The organism is Streptomyces fructofermentans (assembly GCF_014651055.1).
In the GTDB taxonomy this organism is placed as follows: Bacteria; Actinomycetota; Actinomycetes; order Streptomycetales; family Streptomycetaceae; genus Streptomyces; species Streptomyces fructofermentans.
The window spans coordinates 156,585-173,026 of the sequence record NZ_BMWD01000007.1 but is presented as its reverse complement, the minus strand read 5'-3'; the positions used below and the strand labels follow the sequence as shown (position 1 = coordinate 173,026).

Genomic DNA, 16,442 nt, shown 5'->3' with positions numbered 1-16,442 from the left:
CGGCGGTCCACGGCAAGTAGCGTGGGTCGCCGGGCCATCGGCGTTCCATCGGGGAGCCGTACGCGCCGACCGGCGGGGACGCCTACCGCGGTGATTCGTACGCCTTGCGGATGTCGGCGGGGACACGTCCCCTGTCATTGACCACGTGGCCGTTCGCGCGGGCCCAGCGGCGTATCGCGTCCGTGTCCCGATCGTATGCGGACCCCCGCCCGGTCGGGCCCGCGCCGTCCGGGGTGATCCCCTCCAACTGGTCCGCCACATGCTTGAAGTAGGCGAACAGCGAGGTGAATCGGCCCTCTTGGGGTCCGGAACCCTCGCTCCACGACCCGACGCGGCCGGTACGGGTGTCCAGGAACATCCCGTGGAAGCCGTCGCGCTCGGCGACGATCGGTACCCATTCCCGGCGCCAGAACGGATCGTCGGGATCCCCTGGCGAAAGGCTCTCCTCCACGCCTGTCATGTGGCGGTGGACGCGCTCGATGTCGGTGAGCCCGAGAAGGAGTCCGCCGCCGGGGACGACTCCCGCGCACCCCGTCGCCACCAGGCACGGTCCGGGCGCGTGTTGTCCCCCCGCGCCGATGTCGTTCACCAGGAGCCACTGCCGCAGCTCCGGTGGAAGTGTCAGGCCCATGCGCTCCTCGGCGGCGCGGATGGCCGTCGGGTCGCCCCCGCCGCCGAGACGGGCGAGGGCACCCGGATCGCGCCGTTCGAGACGGCTGGTGATGCGGCCCCAGACCTCGCGTATGTCTTCGTTCCCGTACGGCGGCTTTCCCGTGTCCATGAGCCTCTCTTCGCGCCTCTGCCTGATGGTGCCGTCGGCACCGGACCGCTGCTCGCGGGCGTCCGGTGCCGTGCCGTCAGCGCCGGGCGCCGCGCGTGCGCAGGGCGAGGGCACCGACCAGGGCGAGGCCGCCGACGCTCAGGGCCGTCAGCGCGCCGGGCGAGCCGAGTAGGCGGTACGGGCCCGCGGTCATCAGGGACCAGCGCCCCTGGGCGGAGAACACGCTTCCGATGCTCTGGATGGACCCGGCCGACAGCAGCGACATGCCGGACCCGATCGAGCCGATGGACAGCGAGGAGCCGATGGAGCCGATCGACAGGGCGCTGCCCACCGAACCGATGGACAGGACGGAGCCGACGGAGCCGACCGACAGGAGTGAGTCCTGCGACCACAGGGAGAGCGAGGAACCATCGGCTGCGCGGGACGGTAGCTGCTTCATGGAGTCATTGTGCCGCGAGAAGGCGCCGCTCGCCCCGTGTCGGGAGAGATGGGGGCCACGCACGACCCGGGTCCCGGCCCGTCCGGTTCCCGGTCCGCCCGGCGTCCGTACGGGGGGCCGGGCCCGGGTCACTGTCGCGGACGGGGGGCCGGGGCCCGGGTCGCTGGTCCGGGCGGGCGGGCGGGGGCGGGGCCCGGGTCGCTAGTGCGGGCGGGTGCCCCGGGGGGGCGGTCACATGTCCTGCGGGTTCACCGCCAGGCGTACGGCAGCGTCGAGCAGTGTGTCCAGCGCCAGGGCGGACGCCGGCCGGCCCGCGTACCGTACGAGCAGGTCGCGGCCGTCCGCCGCCACCGATTCCGGAGGACGTCCCGCTCCTCGGTGGTGTGCCGCATGCCTTGCGGTACACCACCGATGGCAACGGGCTTACCCTGCGCGGCGGTTGGCGGGTGCGCCGCCCTTGGACCGCGAGGGGTGCACCGGAACCACCAGAACGGCGTATGCCATGGCGCCCGCCACATCGGTCCCCACCCGGCGGGCATCAAGCGCGGCCTGGATTCGAACCCACGGTGACTCGCCCAACGTCGGTCTTCAAGACCGGATGGGCGGAGGAGGAACCAAGCCGGCTGGAACACTGGCGTTGGTGCCGCGCACGCAGGTCGGATGAGGATCATGAAGGACCAATGCCGCGACAACGGCGACCAACGCGAGCACCGCCTGCGTCTTCACCACCATCTGTTTCGCGTGATAAGCACCCCATACAGCGACGACAGCCAGTGCCACAAGCACCATGCCGGCAATGGGCGGGACAGGGTCGAAGGCCGCAGGACGGACAAGGTGGTCCGACGCCTCAGGTTCACTGCCGGGTGACATGCACGGAAAAGCGGACAACGCTCCCAGGAAGACCCCGCCGATACCGAGCAGCGGAGTCAGCGCCACCACCTCGATGAGCAGGTACTTCCCTCTTGTCAGCCAAGTACGAAGGGGCGCTCCCCCGGACGTGACCCCCGTATCGGCACTCTGATCTTGCGGCACTGCCCCTCCTTGCGTGACGCCGGAGAGTACAGCAGCGAGGTACAGCGACCATCGTGCCCGTCGTTCGCCTCGAAGGGGCGCGCGGGGACCGACTCCGGTCGCGCCTGATCGGCCTCGCCTCGCACGTCTTGGCCACTCCGGCTGTCGCTGGTCTGTTTGTCGGGCGCTCCAACCGCCATCGCATCAACCGCGCGCGACACGCCAACAGCGCCGTCTGCACGCTCGTCCTCGACCAGCGGACGCACAACTGCGTGACCCGACGCACCACCGAGGACATATCCACCAAGGACAGCGTCAGATGTCTCGAGCGGCGATCACAGCTCCAGGGGTCGGGAGCGCCACGCAGGCCCAGCCGAGTGAGTTGATCACTGTCCGGGGCCATGGGTCGGCTGATCTCCCAGCCCAGGGCGGGGAGTCGACGCTGGGGGCAGGTGCACGGCGTCAGGAGGTGTTCTCAGAGGGCTTCATGCCTGGGGCAGGTCTTGTCCGGTAGCGGGCGGCTGCCTGCGTGACGCCACCCGTGGGCGCCCTCCCGGCCCGGTCGCCGAGCGGCCGCGGCGGACGGGGGCGGCGCGCGGACGCCGGGCCGTCCCCCGCGCCAGGGGCGAAAGCCGGTGGACAGTGGTCGTGCGGGCGGCAGACTGACCCCATGACCGCACCTGACCCCAAGGACGACCTCCGCTTCTACCTCCAGTCCGCCCGCGACGCCCTGCTGTGGAAGCTCGACGGGCTCTCGGAGTACGACATCCGCCGGCCCCTGACACCGACGGGCACCAACCTGCTCGGACTGGTGAAGCACGTGGCCGGTGTGGAGCTCGGCTACCTCGGCGACACCTTCGGGCGGCCGTCCGGCGAAGCACAGCCGTGGCTCTCGGACGGCGCCGAGGAGAACGCCGACATGTGGGCGACCGCCGAGGAGTCGCGCGAGCGGATCGTGGGGCTGTACCGCCGCGCCTGGGCGCACTCGGACGCGACGATCGACGCCCTGGCGCTGGACACGGTCGGCAGGGTCCCGTGGTGGCGGAGCGGCAAGGACGAGGTGACGCTGCACCACGCCGTCGTGCGCGTGATCGCCGATACCCACCGGCACGCGGGGCACGCCGACATCGTCCGGGAGCTCATCGACGGGGCCGTGGGCATGAACGAGGGCAACACCGCGGTGGCTCCCGGCGATTCGGCGTCGTGGGAGAGGCATCGGAACCGGCTCGAACAGGCCGCCAGGGAGGCCGGCCAGGACGTGGAGCGCTGACACCGCATCGGGGCGGGGCGCCTGCCGGCTGACCGGGGGCGGCGTCCCGCAGCAGCGTTCGCGGGAGCGCCCGTCCGGCTCGTGGTGTAAGAAGTGGCGCACGGGGGACGGCGGTTCGCGGCCCGGGCCGACGTACCGCACCCGCGAGGGGAGGGCGGGCACGGCGCGATCGGCGGGAGCGACCCCGGCGTCCGGAACCGGCCCGGAGTCGAGGAGAGGCATCAACGTGCAGTTGAACACCCGCACATGGGGATCCGGCGACCGGACGGCCGTGCTCGTCCACGGCATCATGTCGGACTCCCGTACCTGGCGCCGCGTGGGACCGGCCCTGGCCGACCGCGGCTACCGGGTGGTCGCCGTGGACCTGCGCGGGCACGGGGCCTCGCCGCGGGGCGAGTACAGCCCCGCCCACTTCGCCCGCGACCTCGTCGACACCCTGCCGGGGCGTGCCGACGTGGCCATCGGGCACTCGCTGGGCGGGCTCGCCCTGTCGCTCGCGGTCGACCGGCTGCGGCCGCGCCGGGCCGTGTACTGCGATCCGGTGTGGGCGACCTCGGCCCCTGGCGGCACCGTGGACGCGGCGGCGTTCGTCGCGGGCAAGCACGCCGTCCGGGAGGACATCGTCGCGCTGAACCCTCGTTGGGAGGAGGCCGACGTCGACATCGAACTCGCCACCCTCGCGGACTGGGACGCCGAGAGCGCCCATTTCCTCGGCGGGCGGCCGCTGTTCGGGTTCCTCCCCACCCAGCCCGTCGTCCCCTCGCTGGTGCAGCTCGCCGATCCGAGCTTCCTCATCGGGGCCGAGGACGCCGCGCATCTGCGCCGGAACCACTTCGAGGTCCGTACGGTCGCCAAGGCCGGACACACCATTCACCGCGACGACTTCGACGGGTTCATGCGCTCGCTCGAAGGCTGGATCTGACGGTCTCCCGGACGCCCTCCAGCGCGGGCAGGAGCCCGCGCTGGGGCATGACCCGGGTGGGAGCAGGACCCGGTTGCGTTCGTGCGGGTGCATCCGGGTCAGGTGATGTCCGGGTGCACGGTGCGTAGGACAGCCGCCGGGGGTGAGCACATGATGGTGGGGCGGCGCACGGCCTTGCTCGTGGTGGGCAACGGAGCCCGGAGCACGGCCGACGCGCTGGGCTGACCCGCTCCCCCCGTCGCCCCGGCACCCGGCCAGCCGGCCACCCCGCCACCGGCCACTCCACCGGCACCCGCGTGCCGCGGGGTGCCCCGGTGTGCCCCCGCCTGCACCGAGGAGCCGTGCGCGGCCGGCGGGGACTCGGCCGGCCGCTCTCCGCTTGCATGTGGGGTCTGCATATCCACCTCCTGGAAATGAACCAGTGAAGACCAGCGAGGCAGGGTGCGATGACCGGGAGCGGACGGGTGCGTCGGGCGTGGGAGGAGCAGCGGGCGGCCGCCGGGCGGCGCTACCGGCAGGCGGGCGACGAGCGGAGCGCCGTACGGGAGCGGCGAGCCGCGGGGATGCGGTTCCCGGACTCGCCGGAGGCTGTTGACACGCGTGCCAGCCGGCTCATGGCGCGGGGCGGGGTGTCCGAGGCGATCGTCGCGGGCGTCTACTCCGAGGCCCTGACCAAGCGCAGGGCGAACGAGCGGATCATCGGGATCGGCAACGAGTCCCAGCCGTGGGCGTTCCTGCCACGAGGTGCCCGCGCGGCGTCCTCGATCGCGCGGATCTCCGTCCGCCACAACGGTGTCGACATGCCGCTGGGTACGGGATTCATGGTCTCGCCGCGCCTGTTGATGACGAACCAGCACGTCCTGGAGGACGAGGCGTTCGCCCGTCGCTGCTTCGTCGAGTTCAATGTGCAGAACACCGTCGACAACACGCCCGACGCGGCCATCAGGTTCGCTCTCGAACCCGCCGTGTTCTTCGCGGCGGACGGCGAACTCGACTTCGCGGTGGTGGCTGTGGCGCCCGCGGTGGACGGGCGGGCGGCGGGTGACATGTTCGGCTGGCAGCGCCTCAGCGCGCAGACCGGCAAGGCGGTGGTCGGCGAGCCGGTGAACGTGATCGGCCATCCCGACGGACGCTTCAAGGAGGTCGTCGTCCGGGACAACGCCCTCGAACTGCGGCTCGACGACTTCCTCCACTACAGGACCGACACCGCGCCGGGCAGCTCGGGCTCGCCCGTCTTCAACGACCAGTGGGAAGTGGTGGCACTGCACCACTGCGGCGTGGCGAAGGAGGACGAGCACGGGAACGCGCTCCGCAAGGACGGCCGGATCGCGCGGCCCGACGACCCCGACCACCTCGTCGACTACGTCTCCAACGAGGGTGCCCGGATCAGCTCCGTACTGAGGCGTCTGGGCGCAGGGGAGTTCGACGAGGGACGGCGCGCCCTGTTGGCGGAGATGGGCCCGGAGTCCGGTCTCGCGGTGGGTTCGTCGTTCCCTCCCGGTGCGTCGGGGGCCCTGAGTACGGTCGGCACGGCGAGTGCGTCGGGGACCCCGGCTCCGGTGGTCGGCCCGGGCGCCGCGGGAGTCGTGGGGGCCTCTCCCGACGGGTTGCTGTCACGGCCATCGACGGCCGTGGACGGCCGGCGGGAGACGGCCGGAGCGTTCCCGGGGCTCAGGGGCAGGGCGATCGGCACGCGCTCGCACCTGGTCTTCCTCCACGGCCGTCGCCAGCACGACGACGCTCCTGAGGACCTGCGCGTCCACTGGACCGCCGGGCTCAACCACGGGCTCACCCTCGCCGGACTCGGCACCGTCGAACCGGCGACGGTGTGGTTCCCGTACTACGCGCGCCTGCTCATGTCCGCTCTCGGGCAGGAGAGCGCCGCCGGGCGGCGGCACTTCGGCGATCCCTCGGACCCGGCCGCCGCCGAGGAGCTCGACGCGGGCCCGGAGGACACGTCGTACGGCAGGCTGGTCATGGCGGCGGCCGAGGCACGGGGCCTGCCGCCGGAGGACCGCGCCGCCACCGAGGGGGCGCGCGACCTGTTGTCAGGGGGTGTGAAGCGCGCGCTCGGCTTCCTGGCCGACGTGACGGACCTGGACGCGCTGGTCATCGCCGGCGTCTTCCGGGACGTCGACGCCTATCTCACCGCACCCGGGGTCCGCGACACGGTTCTGGACGGTGTCCTGAAGGTGCTCGGCGAGGTGCCCGAGGGCGAGAACATCGTCCTGGTCGCGCACAGTCTCGGTACTGTCGTCGGCATGGATCTGGTCCACCGGCTTCCGAACGACACGAATCTGAGTCTGCTCGTCACGGCCGGCAGCCCGCTGGGCATGGACGCCGTGTACGACAACCTCGTGGTGACCGGGCCCGACCGCCGCGGTCCCGTCACCGACTGGGCCAACACCTGGTCCCCCGCGGACTCGGTGGCGACGGGGTGTCCGCTGCCGTCCGCGGTCTGGGGCCCGGTGACCGACCTGCGAGTGCTCAATGCCCGCGGCCGCGCCCACAAGATCGAGGAGTACCTCGCCCATCCCGAGGTCGCCGGCCGGATCGGCAGGGCGCTCCGCCCGACCGGGCAGGAGCCGTGACGCGCCCGGGGCCTCCCGTGTCGCCGCTGACCCCTGAGTGGCGCCGGCGCTCCTTCACCGGCGGGGACGAGGGCTCGTCCCGGGTGTCCACGTACGACTGCTACGAGCGGGGTACGCGTGGGCCGGGGGTGGTGCTCCTTCCGGAGCTGCCCGGCATCACGCCAGAAGTCCTCGGTCTCGGCGACCACTTGGTGGCCGAGGGCTACACCGTCACGATCCCCTCGCTGTTCGGTGAGCCGGGCAGGGAGGGCACCGCGCTGCGGGCTGCGGCCGTCGCTGCCCGGGTCTGCGTGTCCGCGGAGTTCCGCGCCTTCGCACTGAACGCCGACCGGCCGGTCGCCGGCTTCCTCCGCGCCCTGGCCCGCGACGTCGCGGCGCGCAGGCCGGGCCACGGGGTCGGCGTCGTCGGGCTGTGCTTCACGGGCGGCTTCGCGCTCGCGGCGGCGGTCGAACCCGCGGTACTGGCCGCCGTGCTCAGCCAGCCCTCCGTCCCGCTGTCCGTGTCCCCGGCGCGGCGGGCCGACGCGGGCGTCTCCGAGACGGAGTTGCGGAGCGTCCACGAGCGGACCCGGAAGGACGAACTCTGCGTGCTCGGCCTGCGGTTCAGCAGGGACATGCTCTCCCCCGAGCAGCGTTTCGCGACGCTCGGTGCCCGGCTCGGGGACGGCTTCCGGGTGATCCCACTGTCGTCCGAGCGGGACAATCCCGGCGGGTTCGGCCGGTTCGCCCACTCCGTGCTGACCCGGGAGGTCCGGGAGACCCCGGGTCACCCGGCACGCCGAGCACGGGCCGATGTCGTCGCGTTCCTCGACGAACGGCTCAAGGGCGGCGACGGCCGGCCGACGCACGCGACTCCGACCGACTGACCGTCAGGGACCGTTCTCAGCAGGTGACTTGGCCTCGTGCCGCCCGGCGGGCCCGGCCTTCGGACCGGCACCGGGGGCGCCGGGACCCGGGGCGGCCTCGGCGGCCACGGGCGGCGACGACGGTTCGGGGCTGCCGGTGCGGGCTTCGAGGTCGCTGCGGGTGTCGTTCCCGTAGACGCCCGTCTCGTCCCCCCGTATGCCGTACCAGAGTTGGAACCGTGCCACGGCGGCGGTGAGTGTCGCGTCGTACACGCCGCTCGGGGTGCCGCCCTCGTAGACGTTCGGGATGCGCAGCAGTCGTTCCTGGAGGTCGCTGACAGCGGGCCCGCTGTCGCCCTCTCGGAGGGTTCCGGGGCCGTCGGGATCGGCCGGCCGTTCGGGTGCCGCAGCCGTGGGAGCGGCGGGGGTGCGGTCCTGGCGCTCGCCCTCGTCCCCGCCCCAGGTCAGCAGCAGGGCCGCGGTGAACCCCGCGAGCGCGGCGGCCACGGCGGCGACGGCGAGTGCCGCCCGGCGCAGGACGGGGCTGGGGCTGCCGTGTGCCGGGGACCCGGTGGCCGGGCGCTCGCGCGTCCCGGTGGTGTCGTCGACGACGGGTGGCAGTTCCTGTGTGTCGTCCTCGGCGCGGGGCGGCACGGCAGTGCCGGGGGATGCGACGGTGACGACCTCGTAGCCGTCCTGCAGGTCGCGTTCACGCTCGCGCTCCTGCACCTGTCGCACCAGTTCCGACAGGGCGCCCGGGCGGCGTCTGCGCAGGACATGGGTCGGTTCCAACGCCGAACGCCGCGGCGCCTGTTCGGGGTCGGGCGGTGTCGACAACCTGGTCTCCTCCCGGGCGGTGGTACTGAGTGGAGATACGGGTACCCCCGTCCGGAGGTTCAACTGCCCGCCCGGCAGTCTTCGCGAGTCGATCGGCTCCGGCCACCTGCGGACGCCGACCCGGCAGCCCCCGGCGCCCGGCGGACGTCGACTTGGCGATCTTCGGCACGGCAGGCTCCGGTCTTCGGCAGACGTCGCCTCAGCAGTCCCCGGTCGGCAGACATCGGCTTGTCGGGCTCCGGCACTCGGCGGACGACGGCACCCGGCGGGCGTCGGCACGCCCGGACTTCGGCGCGGCGTTCTCGGCGCGGCGGCCTCCGGCACCGGGTGCGTCCCGCGGCGGACGAGCACGCGTACGTGACGTACTCACCGCGGAACGCACCCGGGACGGTCACCCGTGGCGGCGCCCGAGGGCGGGTGTCACCGGTTCATGAGCGCGAAGACGCCCCAGCCCAGGTACTCGCGCTGATGGCGGACGTGTCGCGCGGGCGCGGCGGCGAGGTCCGCGCGCATCTCCTCGGCCAACTCGTCGTCGGGATGGGCGTCGAGCCAGCGCCGGGTGGCGAGCCACTGGGCGGCCGCGTACCGGTCCCAGCTGTCCTGGTCCGCGAGGACCATCTCCACGACGTCGCAGCCGAGTCGGCCGAACTCCTCGACCAGCTCCGGCAGCGGCAGGAAGTCGTCCTTGTCGGTGGCGTGGCAGCCCTCGACCGTGGCGCGGTCGAGGGGTTCGCGGCGCCAGAACGGCTCGCCGACCAGCATGATCCCGCCGGGGGCGAGGCTGCGGCGCAGCAGTTCGACGGTGCCGGCGACTCCGCCGCCGATCCAGGTGGCGCCGACGCAGGCGGCGAGGCCCACGGGTTCGTCGGCGACGTGTCCCGAGGCGTCCGCGTGCACGAAGCCGACGCGGTCGCCGACGCCGAGTTCCTCGGCCCGTGCGCGCGCGTTGGCGAGGAACACGGTGCTGATGTCCACGCCGGTGCCCGTCACCCCGTGGTCGCGGGCCCAGGTGCAGAGCATCTCCCCGCTGCCGCAGGCGAGATCGAGCAGGCGGGTGCCGGGTGCCGGGGACAGGGCCCGGCCCAGGAGGGCCAACTTCTCGCTGGTGAACGGGTTGTGGATGCGGTGTCCGCTCTCGCGGATGGTGAAGCTACGTGGCAGATCCACTGCTGGGGTTCCTTCGGTCCGATGAGGTGGTGGTCGCCCGGGGCCGCGGCCCGTCGTGCCTGGCCGCGTGTGTCTGGACCGTCATCTGCCGCACCCCGTTCATCAGGTGTCACCACTCGGACCGGCCGAGGGTAGAGCCGCCGATCGGGCTCCGTCCACCGATTTCTTGCCGTCGCGGCAAGAAGCGCCGCCGCGTGATGACAATGAAAACGATTATCGATAACGTGTGCGTCGGTCACGCCGCCGCTGCCCCGATCCGGGGCGCTTCGGCATGTCCGGAACCCAACCGCAGTGCGTGAAAGGGGAGTTGTGGCTCATCTACTGGTGGTCGAGAGCTGGGTCGGATCGATGAGCAGACTGCTCCCCCGGGCGATCCTTGAAGGCGGGCACACATTCACCTTTCTCACCCGCGACCTGCACCACTATCTGCGCTCGGCCCCCGAGGGCACGGCACACCCGCTGCTCGCCGCCCGCAACACCGTGGGCGCCGACACGAACGACGAGAGCTCCCTCCTCCCCTTCGTGGACCGCCTGCACCGGGCCCTCGGCTTCCACGGCGTGGTCACGTCCTGCGACTACTACCTCCCGACCGCCGCCCGCATCGCCGGGCGCCTCGGGCTTCCCGGTCCGGCCCCCGAGTCGGTGGCGGACGCCTGCCGCAAGGACGCGACCCGCCGTGTCCTGCACGGGGCCGGCGTCCCCGGACCGCGGTTCGCCGTCTGCGCCGACCACGCGGCGGTACCGCGGGCCGCACGCGAACTGGGCTTCCCGCTGGTGGTCAAACCCGTGGACCTGTGCGCCGGCATGTACGTACGGCGCGTGGACGACGAGCGCGCCCTGGCGGACGTCTGCCGGGCCGTCGCGGAGTTCCCCGTGAACGCCCGCGGCCAACTGCGCTCCCCCGTCCTGCTGCTGGAGGAACTCCTCGACGGCCCCGAGGTCAGCGTGGAGACGGTGACGTACGGCGGGACGACACACGTGGTGGGCGTCACGGACAAGAGCACCGGCGGGGCACCCGCCTTCATCGAGACCGGGCACATGTTCCCCGCCTCCCTCGCCCCCGGCGAGACGAAGGCCGCCGAGGACACCGCCCTCCGGGCGGTCCGGGCACTCGGTCTGGACTCCGTCGTGGCCCACACCGAGATCAAACTCACCGCCGCCGGACCGCGCGTGGTCGAGGTCAACCCGCGCCCGGCGGGCAACCGCATCACCGAACTGGTCCGACACGTCACCGGCGTCGACCTCGCCGCCGCGAGTGTGGACGTGGCACTCGGCCGCGCCCCCGACCTGCGCCGACGCGCCACAGGACTGCGCAGCGCGGCCGTCGCCTTCCTCGTGCCGGACAGGAGCGGCACACTGGAGGCGGTCGTCGGAGCCGAGAACGTCCGGAGCGCGCCCGACGTCCTGGAGGCGGCGTTCGCCTCACCTGGAGACGCGGTCAGGGCCGCCGACAGCAACAACGAGTACCTCGGGCACGTGATGGCGGGCGACGCCGACGGGCTCGGCGCGCGGGCCCGTGCGGAAGCCCTCCTGTCGGGGCTGCACACCAAGGTGGCCGCCCGATGAGCGCGCCGACCGGCACGGCCACCGCGCCGGCCGCACGGGAGGAGGCCCCCGAACGGGACTGCCCGGACGCCCTGGTGGCCCGGGTGCTCGCGGGGGAACTCGGCCCCGATCCCCGCACGCTCCGCATCACCATGGCGTTCACGACCCGCCAGGCCGTACGGCACGACGGCCGGCGCGGCGGCTACCGCAACGAGGTGCTCGGACTGCGCCTCGGCAGCGCGGTCGGCTCGTGCGCGGTCGAGCCGGGCGAGTTGCCTGACGGCACTGCGGACGACTGCGTGGGCGCCGACGTGGCGGGTCTGCTGAGGCATCCGCTGCGCCCCGTCGCGGTGGCGGCGCTGGACGCGTATCTGATGCATACGACGCCCCACACGCCGGAGAACGGAGCCGTCCCCCACGCGCTGCCCGCCGGGAGTTCGCTGGAGCGGTCGCGGGCCCGCGCGGTGGCCGTGACCGACCTGCTGGCTCTGCCGCCCGGACGGACCGTCCTGGTGGTCGGTGTCGTGAACTCCCTCCTGGAGCAGCTGCGTTCGCGCGGCCTCCGGTATGTGGCGTGCGACCTCAAGGGCGGGACCACGGAGTGGGGTGAGCCGGTGGTCACCGACGCGCTCGCCGAACTCGACCGCTGCGACGCCGTACTGGCGTCCGGGATGACACTCGGCAACGGCACGTTCGAACCACTGAGGGCGCACGCCCTGCGCACCGGGAAGCGGCTCGTGATGTTCGCGCAGACCGGAAGCGCCGTCCTGCCGCGCTTCCTCGGCGCCGGGGTGAGCGCCGTGTGCGCGGAGCCGTACCCGTTCTTCTGGCTGGACGGCGGCCCCGGTGTCATCCACCGCTACGGCTCCGCGGAGGCCGCACAGTGACGACGACCGCATTGCCTCCGCGCACCGCCAACCCCGAGCTGCTCACGCTGCTCGGCCGCACACCGCTGGCCAGGGTCACCGCGGACCTGCCCTGTCCGCAGCCCGGCTTCTGGGCCAAGCTCGAAGGCCTCGCCGCCGGCGGCATGAAGGCACGGGCCGCGGTGTCGATGCTCCTCGGCGCCCGCGAGCGGGGCGAACTGCGCCCCGGCGCCCCGGTGGTGGAGTCGACCTCGGGAACGCTGGGGATCGGACTCGCCTTCGCCGGCCAGGCACTGGGCCACCCGATCGTGCTGGTCGGCGACACCGAGCTGGAACCGTCGATGCGGCAGTTGCTGCGCGCCTACGGAGCCCGGCTCGACCTGGTGAGCCGTCCTGCGGCCGTAGGAGGCTGGCAGGCGGCCCGGCTCTCCCGGCTGCGGAGCCTGCTCACCCTGCTCCCGGACGCGTACTGGCCCGACCAGTACAACAACCCCGACAACATCGCCGGATACGCCTCGCTCGCCGCCGAACTCGCCTCCCAGCTCGACCGGGTGGACGTCCTGGTGTGCAGCGTGGGCACCGGCGGCCACAGCGCCGGTGTCGCGGGACCGCTGCGAAGGCACTGGCCCGGACTGCGGCTGATCGGCGTGGACGCCACCGGGTCCACCATCTTCGGCCAGCCCGCCAGGCCCCGGCTGATGCGGGGGCTCGGCAGCAGCATCCATCCGCGCAACGTGGCCTACGACGCGTTCGACGAGGTGCACTGGGTGGGACCCGCCGAAGCCGCGGACGCCTGCCGGCGCCTCGCCCTGGGCAACTTCGTGAGCGGCGGCTGGTCCACCGGCGCGGTCGCGGTCGTCTCGGCCTGGGCGGCCCGGCTCCACCCCGGCTCCGTGGTCGCCACGGTCTTCCCGGACGGTCCGCACCGCTACCTGGACAGCGTGTACGACGACGCGTTCACCGCCGCGCACGGCATCGATCCGGCCAATGCCGCGACCCGGCCCGTCGAGATCCCGCACCCGCGCCATGCCGAAGCCACCGGCTGGGTCCGCTGCGCCACCGTGACCGACCCCCTGCGCCTCCCGTCGGAAGGAACCCCGTGAAGGCGACCCTGCGCACCGTGCGGCTGGCACTCGCCGAACCGCTGCGCATCTCCCGCTCCACCACGAGCGCTCGTGACGCCGTCTGGCTGACGGTCGAGCACGAGGGACTGCGCGGCCACGGCGAGGCCGTCACCAGTGCCTACTACGGACTCGACACCGCGCTGCTGCAACGGCAGTTGTCCGAGGCCGGCCGGGATCTCGGCCGCTTCCCCGACCCCGAGACCGCGTTGCGCGAGCGGCCCGCCGAACACCGGCCCGCCGGGGTGGGCGCGGCGGTGGAGAGCGCGCTGCTCGACCTGTGCGGCCGACGGGCCGACGTCCCCGTGCACCGGCTCCTCGGCGCGCGTACCGCGCCCGCGGCGGCGACCGCCCGCACCATCGGCATCGTCGCGCCCGCCCACGCCGCCGCCGTGGCCCGCGGCCTCGCGGACCGCGGATTCACCCTGCTGAAGATCAAGGCGGGTACGCCCGACCCGCGCGACGACCTGGAGCGCGTGCGTGCCGTGCGGGCGGCGGCGCCCGGGGTCCGGCTGCTGCTCGACCCCAACGGCGCCTGGACCTCCTCCGAGGCGCGCCGGCTGCTGCCCCGCTTCGCCGAACTCGGCGTCGAGGCCGTCGAACAGCCGGTCGCGCCGGGCGATCCGGAATCCCTGGCCCGTCTCGCGGAGCGGGCCCCGCTGCCCGTCATCGCCGACGAGGACGCCGTCTCGGCGGAGGACGTACGGCGCCTGGCCGGCCGGGTGCACGGCGTGAACGTCAAACTCGCCAAGTGCGGCGGCCCCCGCGCGGCCCTGGGCATCGCCGAACTCGTCGCCGGCAGCGGCACCGCCCTGATGCTCGGCTGCCTCACCGCGAGCACCCTCGGCCTCGCACCCGCCGTACACCTCGCCGACCGGGCCCACTGGGCGGACCTCGACGGCCATCTGCTGCTCGCCGACGACCCGTGGACCGGCATCGGAGGCACCGACGGCGTGGTCCGGGCGGGCGAGCTGCCCGGACTCGGCGTGCGGGAGAGGGGTGCGGCCCGTGCGGACACTGCGTGAGATACGCGCCTTCCCGCCCGCGATCCGGCTCCTGCTGGTCAACCAGCTCGGCGTGAACACCGGCTTCTACCTCCTCATCCCCTATCTGGCCACGCACTTGACCGAGGACCTGGGCCTGTCGGCGGCCGTCGTCGGAATCGTGCTCGGGGTACGCAACCTCAGCCAGCAGGGCCTGTTCCTCATCGGCGGATCGGCCGCCGACCGGCTCGGGGCACGCGGGGTGATCATCGCGGGCTGCGCGCTGCGTACCGTCGGATTCGCCCTGTTCGCGCTGGGCGACGGACTCGCGGTGCTCCTCGGCGCGTCCGTGCTCAGCGGCCTGGCCGGGGCACTGTTCAATCCGGCCGTACGCGCCCTGCTCGCGCAGGAGGCCGGTGTGCGCAGGGCCGAGGCATTCGCCCTGTTCCAGGTGTTCGCCACGGCCGGCGCGCTGATCGGACCGCTGCTGGGCAGCGTGCTGCTGCTCGTCGGCTTCCGGACGTCGGCGCTCACGGCCGCAGGGATCTTCGCCCTGCTGACGGTCGCGCAGGCACTGCTGCTGCCCGCGCGGCCGGTGCCACCCACCCGGGGCGGAGTGCTCGCGGACTGGCGCGAAGTGGTCGGCAACCGCGCGTTCCGTGCCTTCTCACTCGCCATGGTCGGCATGTTCACCCTGGAGAACCAGCTGTACCTGCTGCTGCCGGAGGGCGCCCGCCGGGCCACGGGCTGGGACGGCGCGCCCGGACTGGTCCTCGTCGTCGGGACGGTCGCCACCTTCACCCTGCAGATGCGGATCACCCGCGCCCTGGGGAGACACCGGGCACAGGCCGTCACGGCCGGACTCGCGCTCATGGGGCTCGCCTTCCTGCCGCCCCTGCTGGTGGCGGGAGACCTGCCCCGGGCCTGGCACGCCGTACTCGTCCTCGCCGGTGCCCTGCTCCTGTCGCTCGGCACCATGGCCGCCCAGCCGTTCGTCATGGAGCTGGTCCCGCGCTTCGGGCGGCCGGAGCTCACCGGCACCTGCTTCGGGATCTTCTACATGGTGTCCGGAATCGCGGCGGCCGTGGGCAACGCCGCCGTCGGCTGGGCCATGGACACCGGGGCCGGACGGGGTGCCGCCTGGCTGCCCTGGGCCTGCTGCCTGGCCGTCGGCCTGGCGTCGGCGGGCGCCGTGGCGAGGCTGCGCCGCCTCGGGGCCCTGCCCGAAAGCGCCGCGCCCGTCCCGGTGGCGTCATGACGAGCGGCAACCTGCTCACGGACGACCCGCGACTGTACGAGGCCCGGTTCCCCGATCCGGAGCGCCTGGCAGGACGCTGGGCGGAGGACTGCCTGCGCCGGCACGGGGCCGGGTCGCGGGTCCTCGACCTGGGATGCGGGACCGGACGGGACGCGGCCCACCTGCACGCCGCCGGACGGCGGGTCGTCGGGGCCGACCTGTCCGAAGCCATGCTGGCGCACGCGCGGGTCCACCATCCCGGGCCCCGGTACGTCCGCGGCGACCTGCGCGGGTTCGCCCTGGGAGAAGGGGTGTTCGACGCGGTGGTGTGCCTGGACAGCGCACTGCTCAACTGCCACGGCAACGACGACCTCGACGGCTGCCTCGCGTCCTGCCGCCGGGCGCTGGCGCCGGGCGGAGTCCTCGTCGCGGAGATGCGCAACGGTGCCTACTTCCTGGGCCGCGAAGCCCTGTTGGCGAGACCCGTGGTCAACCGGTTCGCCTGGCAGGGCACTTCGTACCGGTCGACGACCACCCTGTACGTGGACCGCGCCGCGCAGCTCCTGCGCCGCACCCGCGTCTGGAGCGCCGACGACGGCCGCCGACCCGTCGAGCAGCACTCGGCCTGGCGGCTGCTCCTGCCCCAGGAACTCCGGTACTTCCTGACCGTCCACGGCTTCTCCGTACTCGCCCTGCACGACGGCCCGGGGCCCCGCACCGAGCCGCCGTGGCGCGAGGGCGACCTGCCCGGTACCGCGGCCGACGCGGACAGGCTGCATGTGGTGGCCCGGCTCGACGCCTGACCCGCTTCCACGGCACCCGGCACC

Annotated in this window: 14 protein-coding genes and 2 pseudogenes; 10 read left to right on the top strand and 6 right to left on the bottom strand. The window is 73.4% G+C overall.

The features are described 5' to 3' along the window. Nucleotides 1-82: 82 nt before the first annotated feature. The 4 genes and pseudogenes from IE265_RS39485 to IE265_RS12600 all read right to left on the bottom strand — a co-directional run. A pseudogene (locus tag IE265_RS39485) lies at nt 83-187 on the bottom strand (Lsr2 family DNA-binding protein); the annotation flags it as partial. A gap of 126 nt (nt 188-313) precedes the next feature. Further along, nucleotides 314-781: pseudogene (locus IE265_RS38965) on the bottom strand (SMI1/KNR4 family protein); the annotation flags it as partial. A 76-nt stretch (nt 782-857) separates the two neighbouring features. Further along, entirely contained in the window at nt 858-1,220 is a 363-nt protein-coding gene (locus IE265_RS12605) for a hypothetical protein (protein WP_190035565.1), read from the bottom strand. Between the two features lie 588 nt (nt 1,221-1,808). Continuing rightward, the gene (locus IE265_RS12600; protein WP_190035564.1) at nt 1,809-2,252 is read right to left on the bottom strand and encodes a hypothetical protein; all 444 of its coding nucleotides are present in this window, start codon (nt 2,250-2,252) and stop codon (nt 1,809-1,811) included. Nucleotides 2,253-2,901: 649 nt separating this feature from the next. Here IE265_RS12600 and IE265_RS12595 point away from each other — a divergent pair. The 4 genes from IE265_RS12595 (at nt 2,902) to IE265_RS12580 (ending at nt 7,880) form a co-directional block, all read left to right on the top strand. Further along, complete coding sequence (locus IE265_RS12595) at nt 2,902-3,501, top strand: DinB family protein (RefSeq protein WP_190035563.1); 600 nt, start codon at nt 2,902-2,904, stop codon at nt 3,499-3,501. A gap of 226 nt (nt 3,502-3,727) precedes the next feature. Then, complete coding sequence (locus IE265_RS12590) at nt 3,728-4,423, top strand: alpha/beta fold hydrolase (protein ID WP_190035562.1); 696 nt, start codon at nt 3,728-3,730, stop codon at nt 4,421-4,423. A 446-nt stretch (nt 4,424-4,869) separates the two neighbouring features. Then, the gene (locus IE265_RS12585) at nt 4,870-7,014 is read left to right on the top strand and encodes a trypsin-like peptidase domain-containing protein (protein ID WP_190035561.1); all 2,145 of its coding nucleotides are present in this window, start codon (nt 4,870-4,872) and stop codon (nt 7,012-7,014) included. Then, nucleotides 7,011-7,880, top strand: a complete 870-nt coding sequence (locus IE265_RS12580; RefSeq protein ID WP_229916147.1) for a dienelactone hydrolase family protein — start codon at nt 7,011-7,013, stop codon at nt 7,878-7,880. Before IE265_RS12585 ends, IE265_RS12580 begins: the two co-directional genes overlap by 4 nt. A gap of 3 nt (nt 7,881-7,883) precedes the next feature. On the opposite strand, the gene IE265_RS12575 is transcribed toward IE265_RS12580, so the two are convergent. Together IE265_RS12575 and IE265_RS12570 are read right to left on the bottom strand one after the other, a co-directional pair. Further along, nucleotides 7,884-8,696: a peptidoglycan-binding domain-containing protein gene (locus IE265_RS12575; protein WP_190035560.1), complete on the bottom strand. Its 813-nt coding sequence runs from the start codon at nt 8,694-8,696 to the stop codon at nt 7,884-7,886. Nucleotides 8,697-9,116: 420 nt separating this feature from the next. Further along, the gene (locus tag IE265_RS12570; protein WP_190035559.1) at nt 9,117-9,863 is read right to left on the bottom strand and encodes an SAM-dependent methyltransferase; all 747 of its coding nucleotides are present in this window, start codon (nt 9,861-9,863) and stop codon (nt 9,117-9,119) included. 309 nt (nt 9,864-10,172) lie between these two features. On the opposite strand from IE265_RS12570, the gene IE265_RS12565 reads away from it, so the two are divergent. Genes IE265_RS12565 through IE265_RS12540 form a run of 6 tightly spaced genes read left to right on the top strand, consistent with a single transcriptional unit; the run spans nt 10,173 to nt 16,418 of the window. Continuing rightward, on the top strand, nt 10,173-11,429 hold the full coding sequence (locus tag IE265_RS12565) for an ATP-grasp domain-containing protein (RefSeq protein WP_190035558.1): 1,257 nt from the start codon (nt 10,173-10,175) through the stop codon (nt 11,427-11,429). After that, nucleotides 11,426-12,295, top strand: a complete 870-nt coding sequence (locus IE265_RS12560) for a Rossmann-like domain-containing protein (protein WP_190035557.1) — start codon at nt 11,426-11,428, stop codon at nt 12,293-12,295. Before IE265_RS12565 ends, IE265_RS12560 begins: the two co-directional genes overlap by 4 nt. After that, nucleotides 12,292-13,377, top strand: a complete 1,086-nt coding sequence (locus IE265_RS12555) for a PLP-dependent cysteine synthase family protein (RefSeq protein ID WP_190035556.1) — start codon at nt 12,292-12,294, stop codon at nt 13,375-13,377. The genes IE265_RS12560 and IE265_RS12555 overlap by 4 nt, the downstream gene beginning before the upstream one ends. Further along, complete coding sequence (locus tag IE265_RS12550) at nt 13,374-14,420, top strand: mandelate racemase/muconate lactonizing enzyme family protein (protein WP_190035555.1); 1,047 nt, start codon at nt 13,374-13,376, stop codon at nt 14,418-14,420. Before IE265_RS12555 ends, IE265_RS12550 begins: the two co-directional genes overlap by 4 nt. Continuing rightward, nucleotides 14,404-15,636, top strand: coding sequence for an MFS transporter (locus IE265_RS12545; RefSeq protein WP_190035554.1), 1,233 nt, complete (start codon nt 14,404-14,406; stop codon nt 15,634-15,636). The genes IE265_RS12550 and IE265_RS12545 overlap by 17 nt, the downstream gene beginning before the upstream one ends. After that, nucleotides 15,633-16,418: a class I SAM-dependent DNA methyltransferase gene (locus IE265_RS12540; RefSeq protein ID WP_190035553.1), complete on the top strand. Its 786-nt coding sequence runs from the start codon at nt 15,633-15,635 to the stop codon at nt 16,416-16,418. Before IE265_RS12545 ends, IE265_RS12540 begins: the two co-directional genes overlap by 4 nt. The last annotated feature ends 24 nt before the right edge of the window (nt 16,419-16,442 follow it).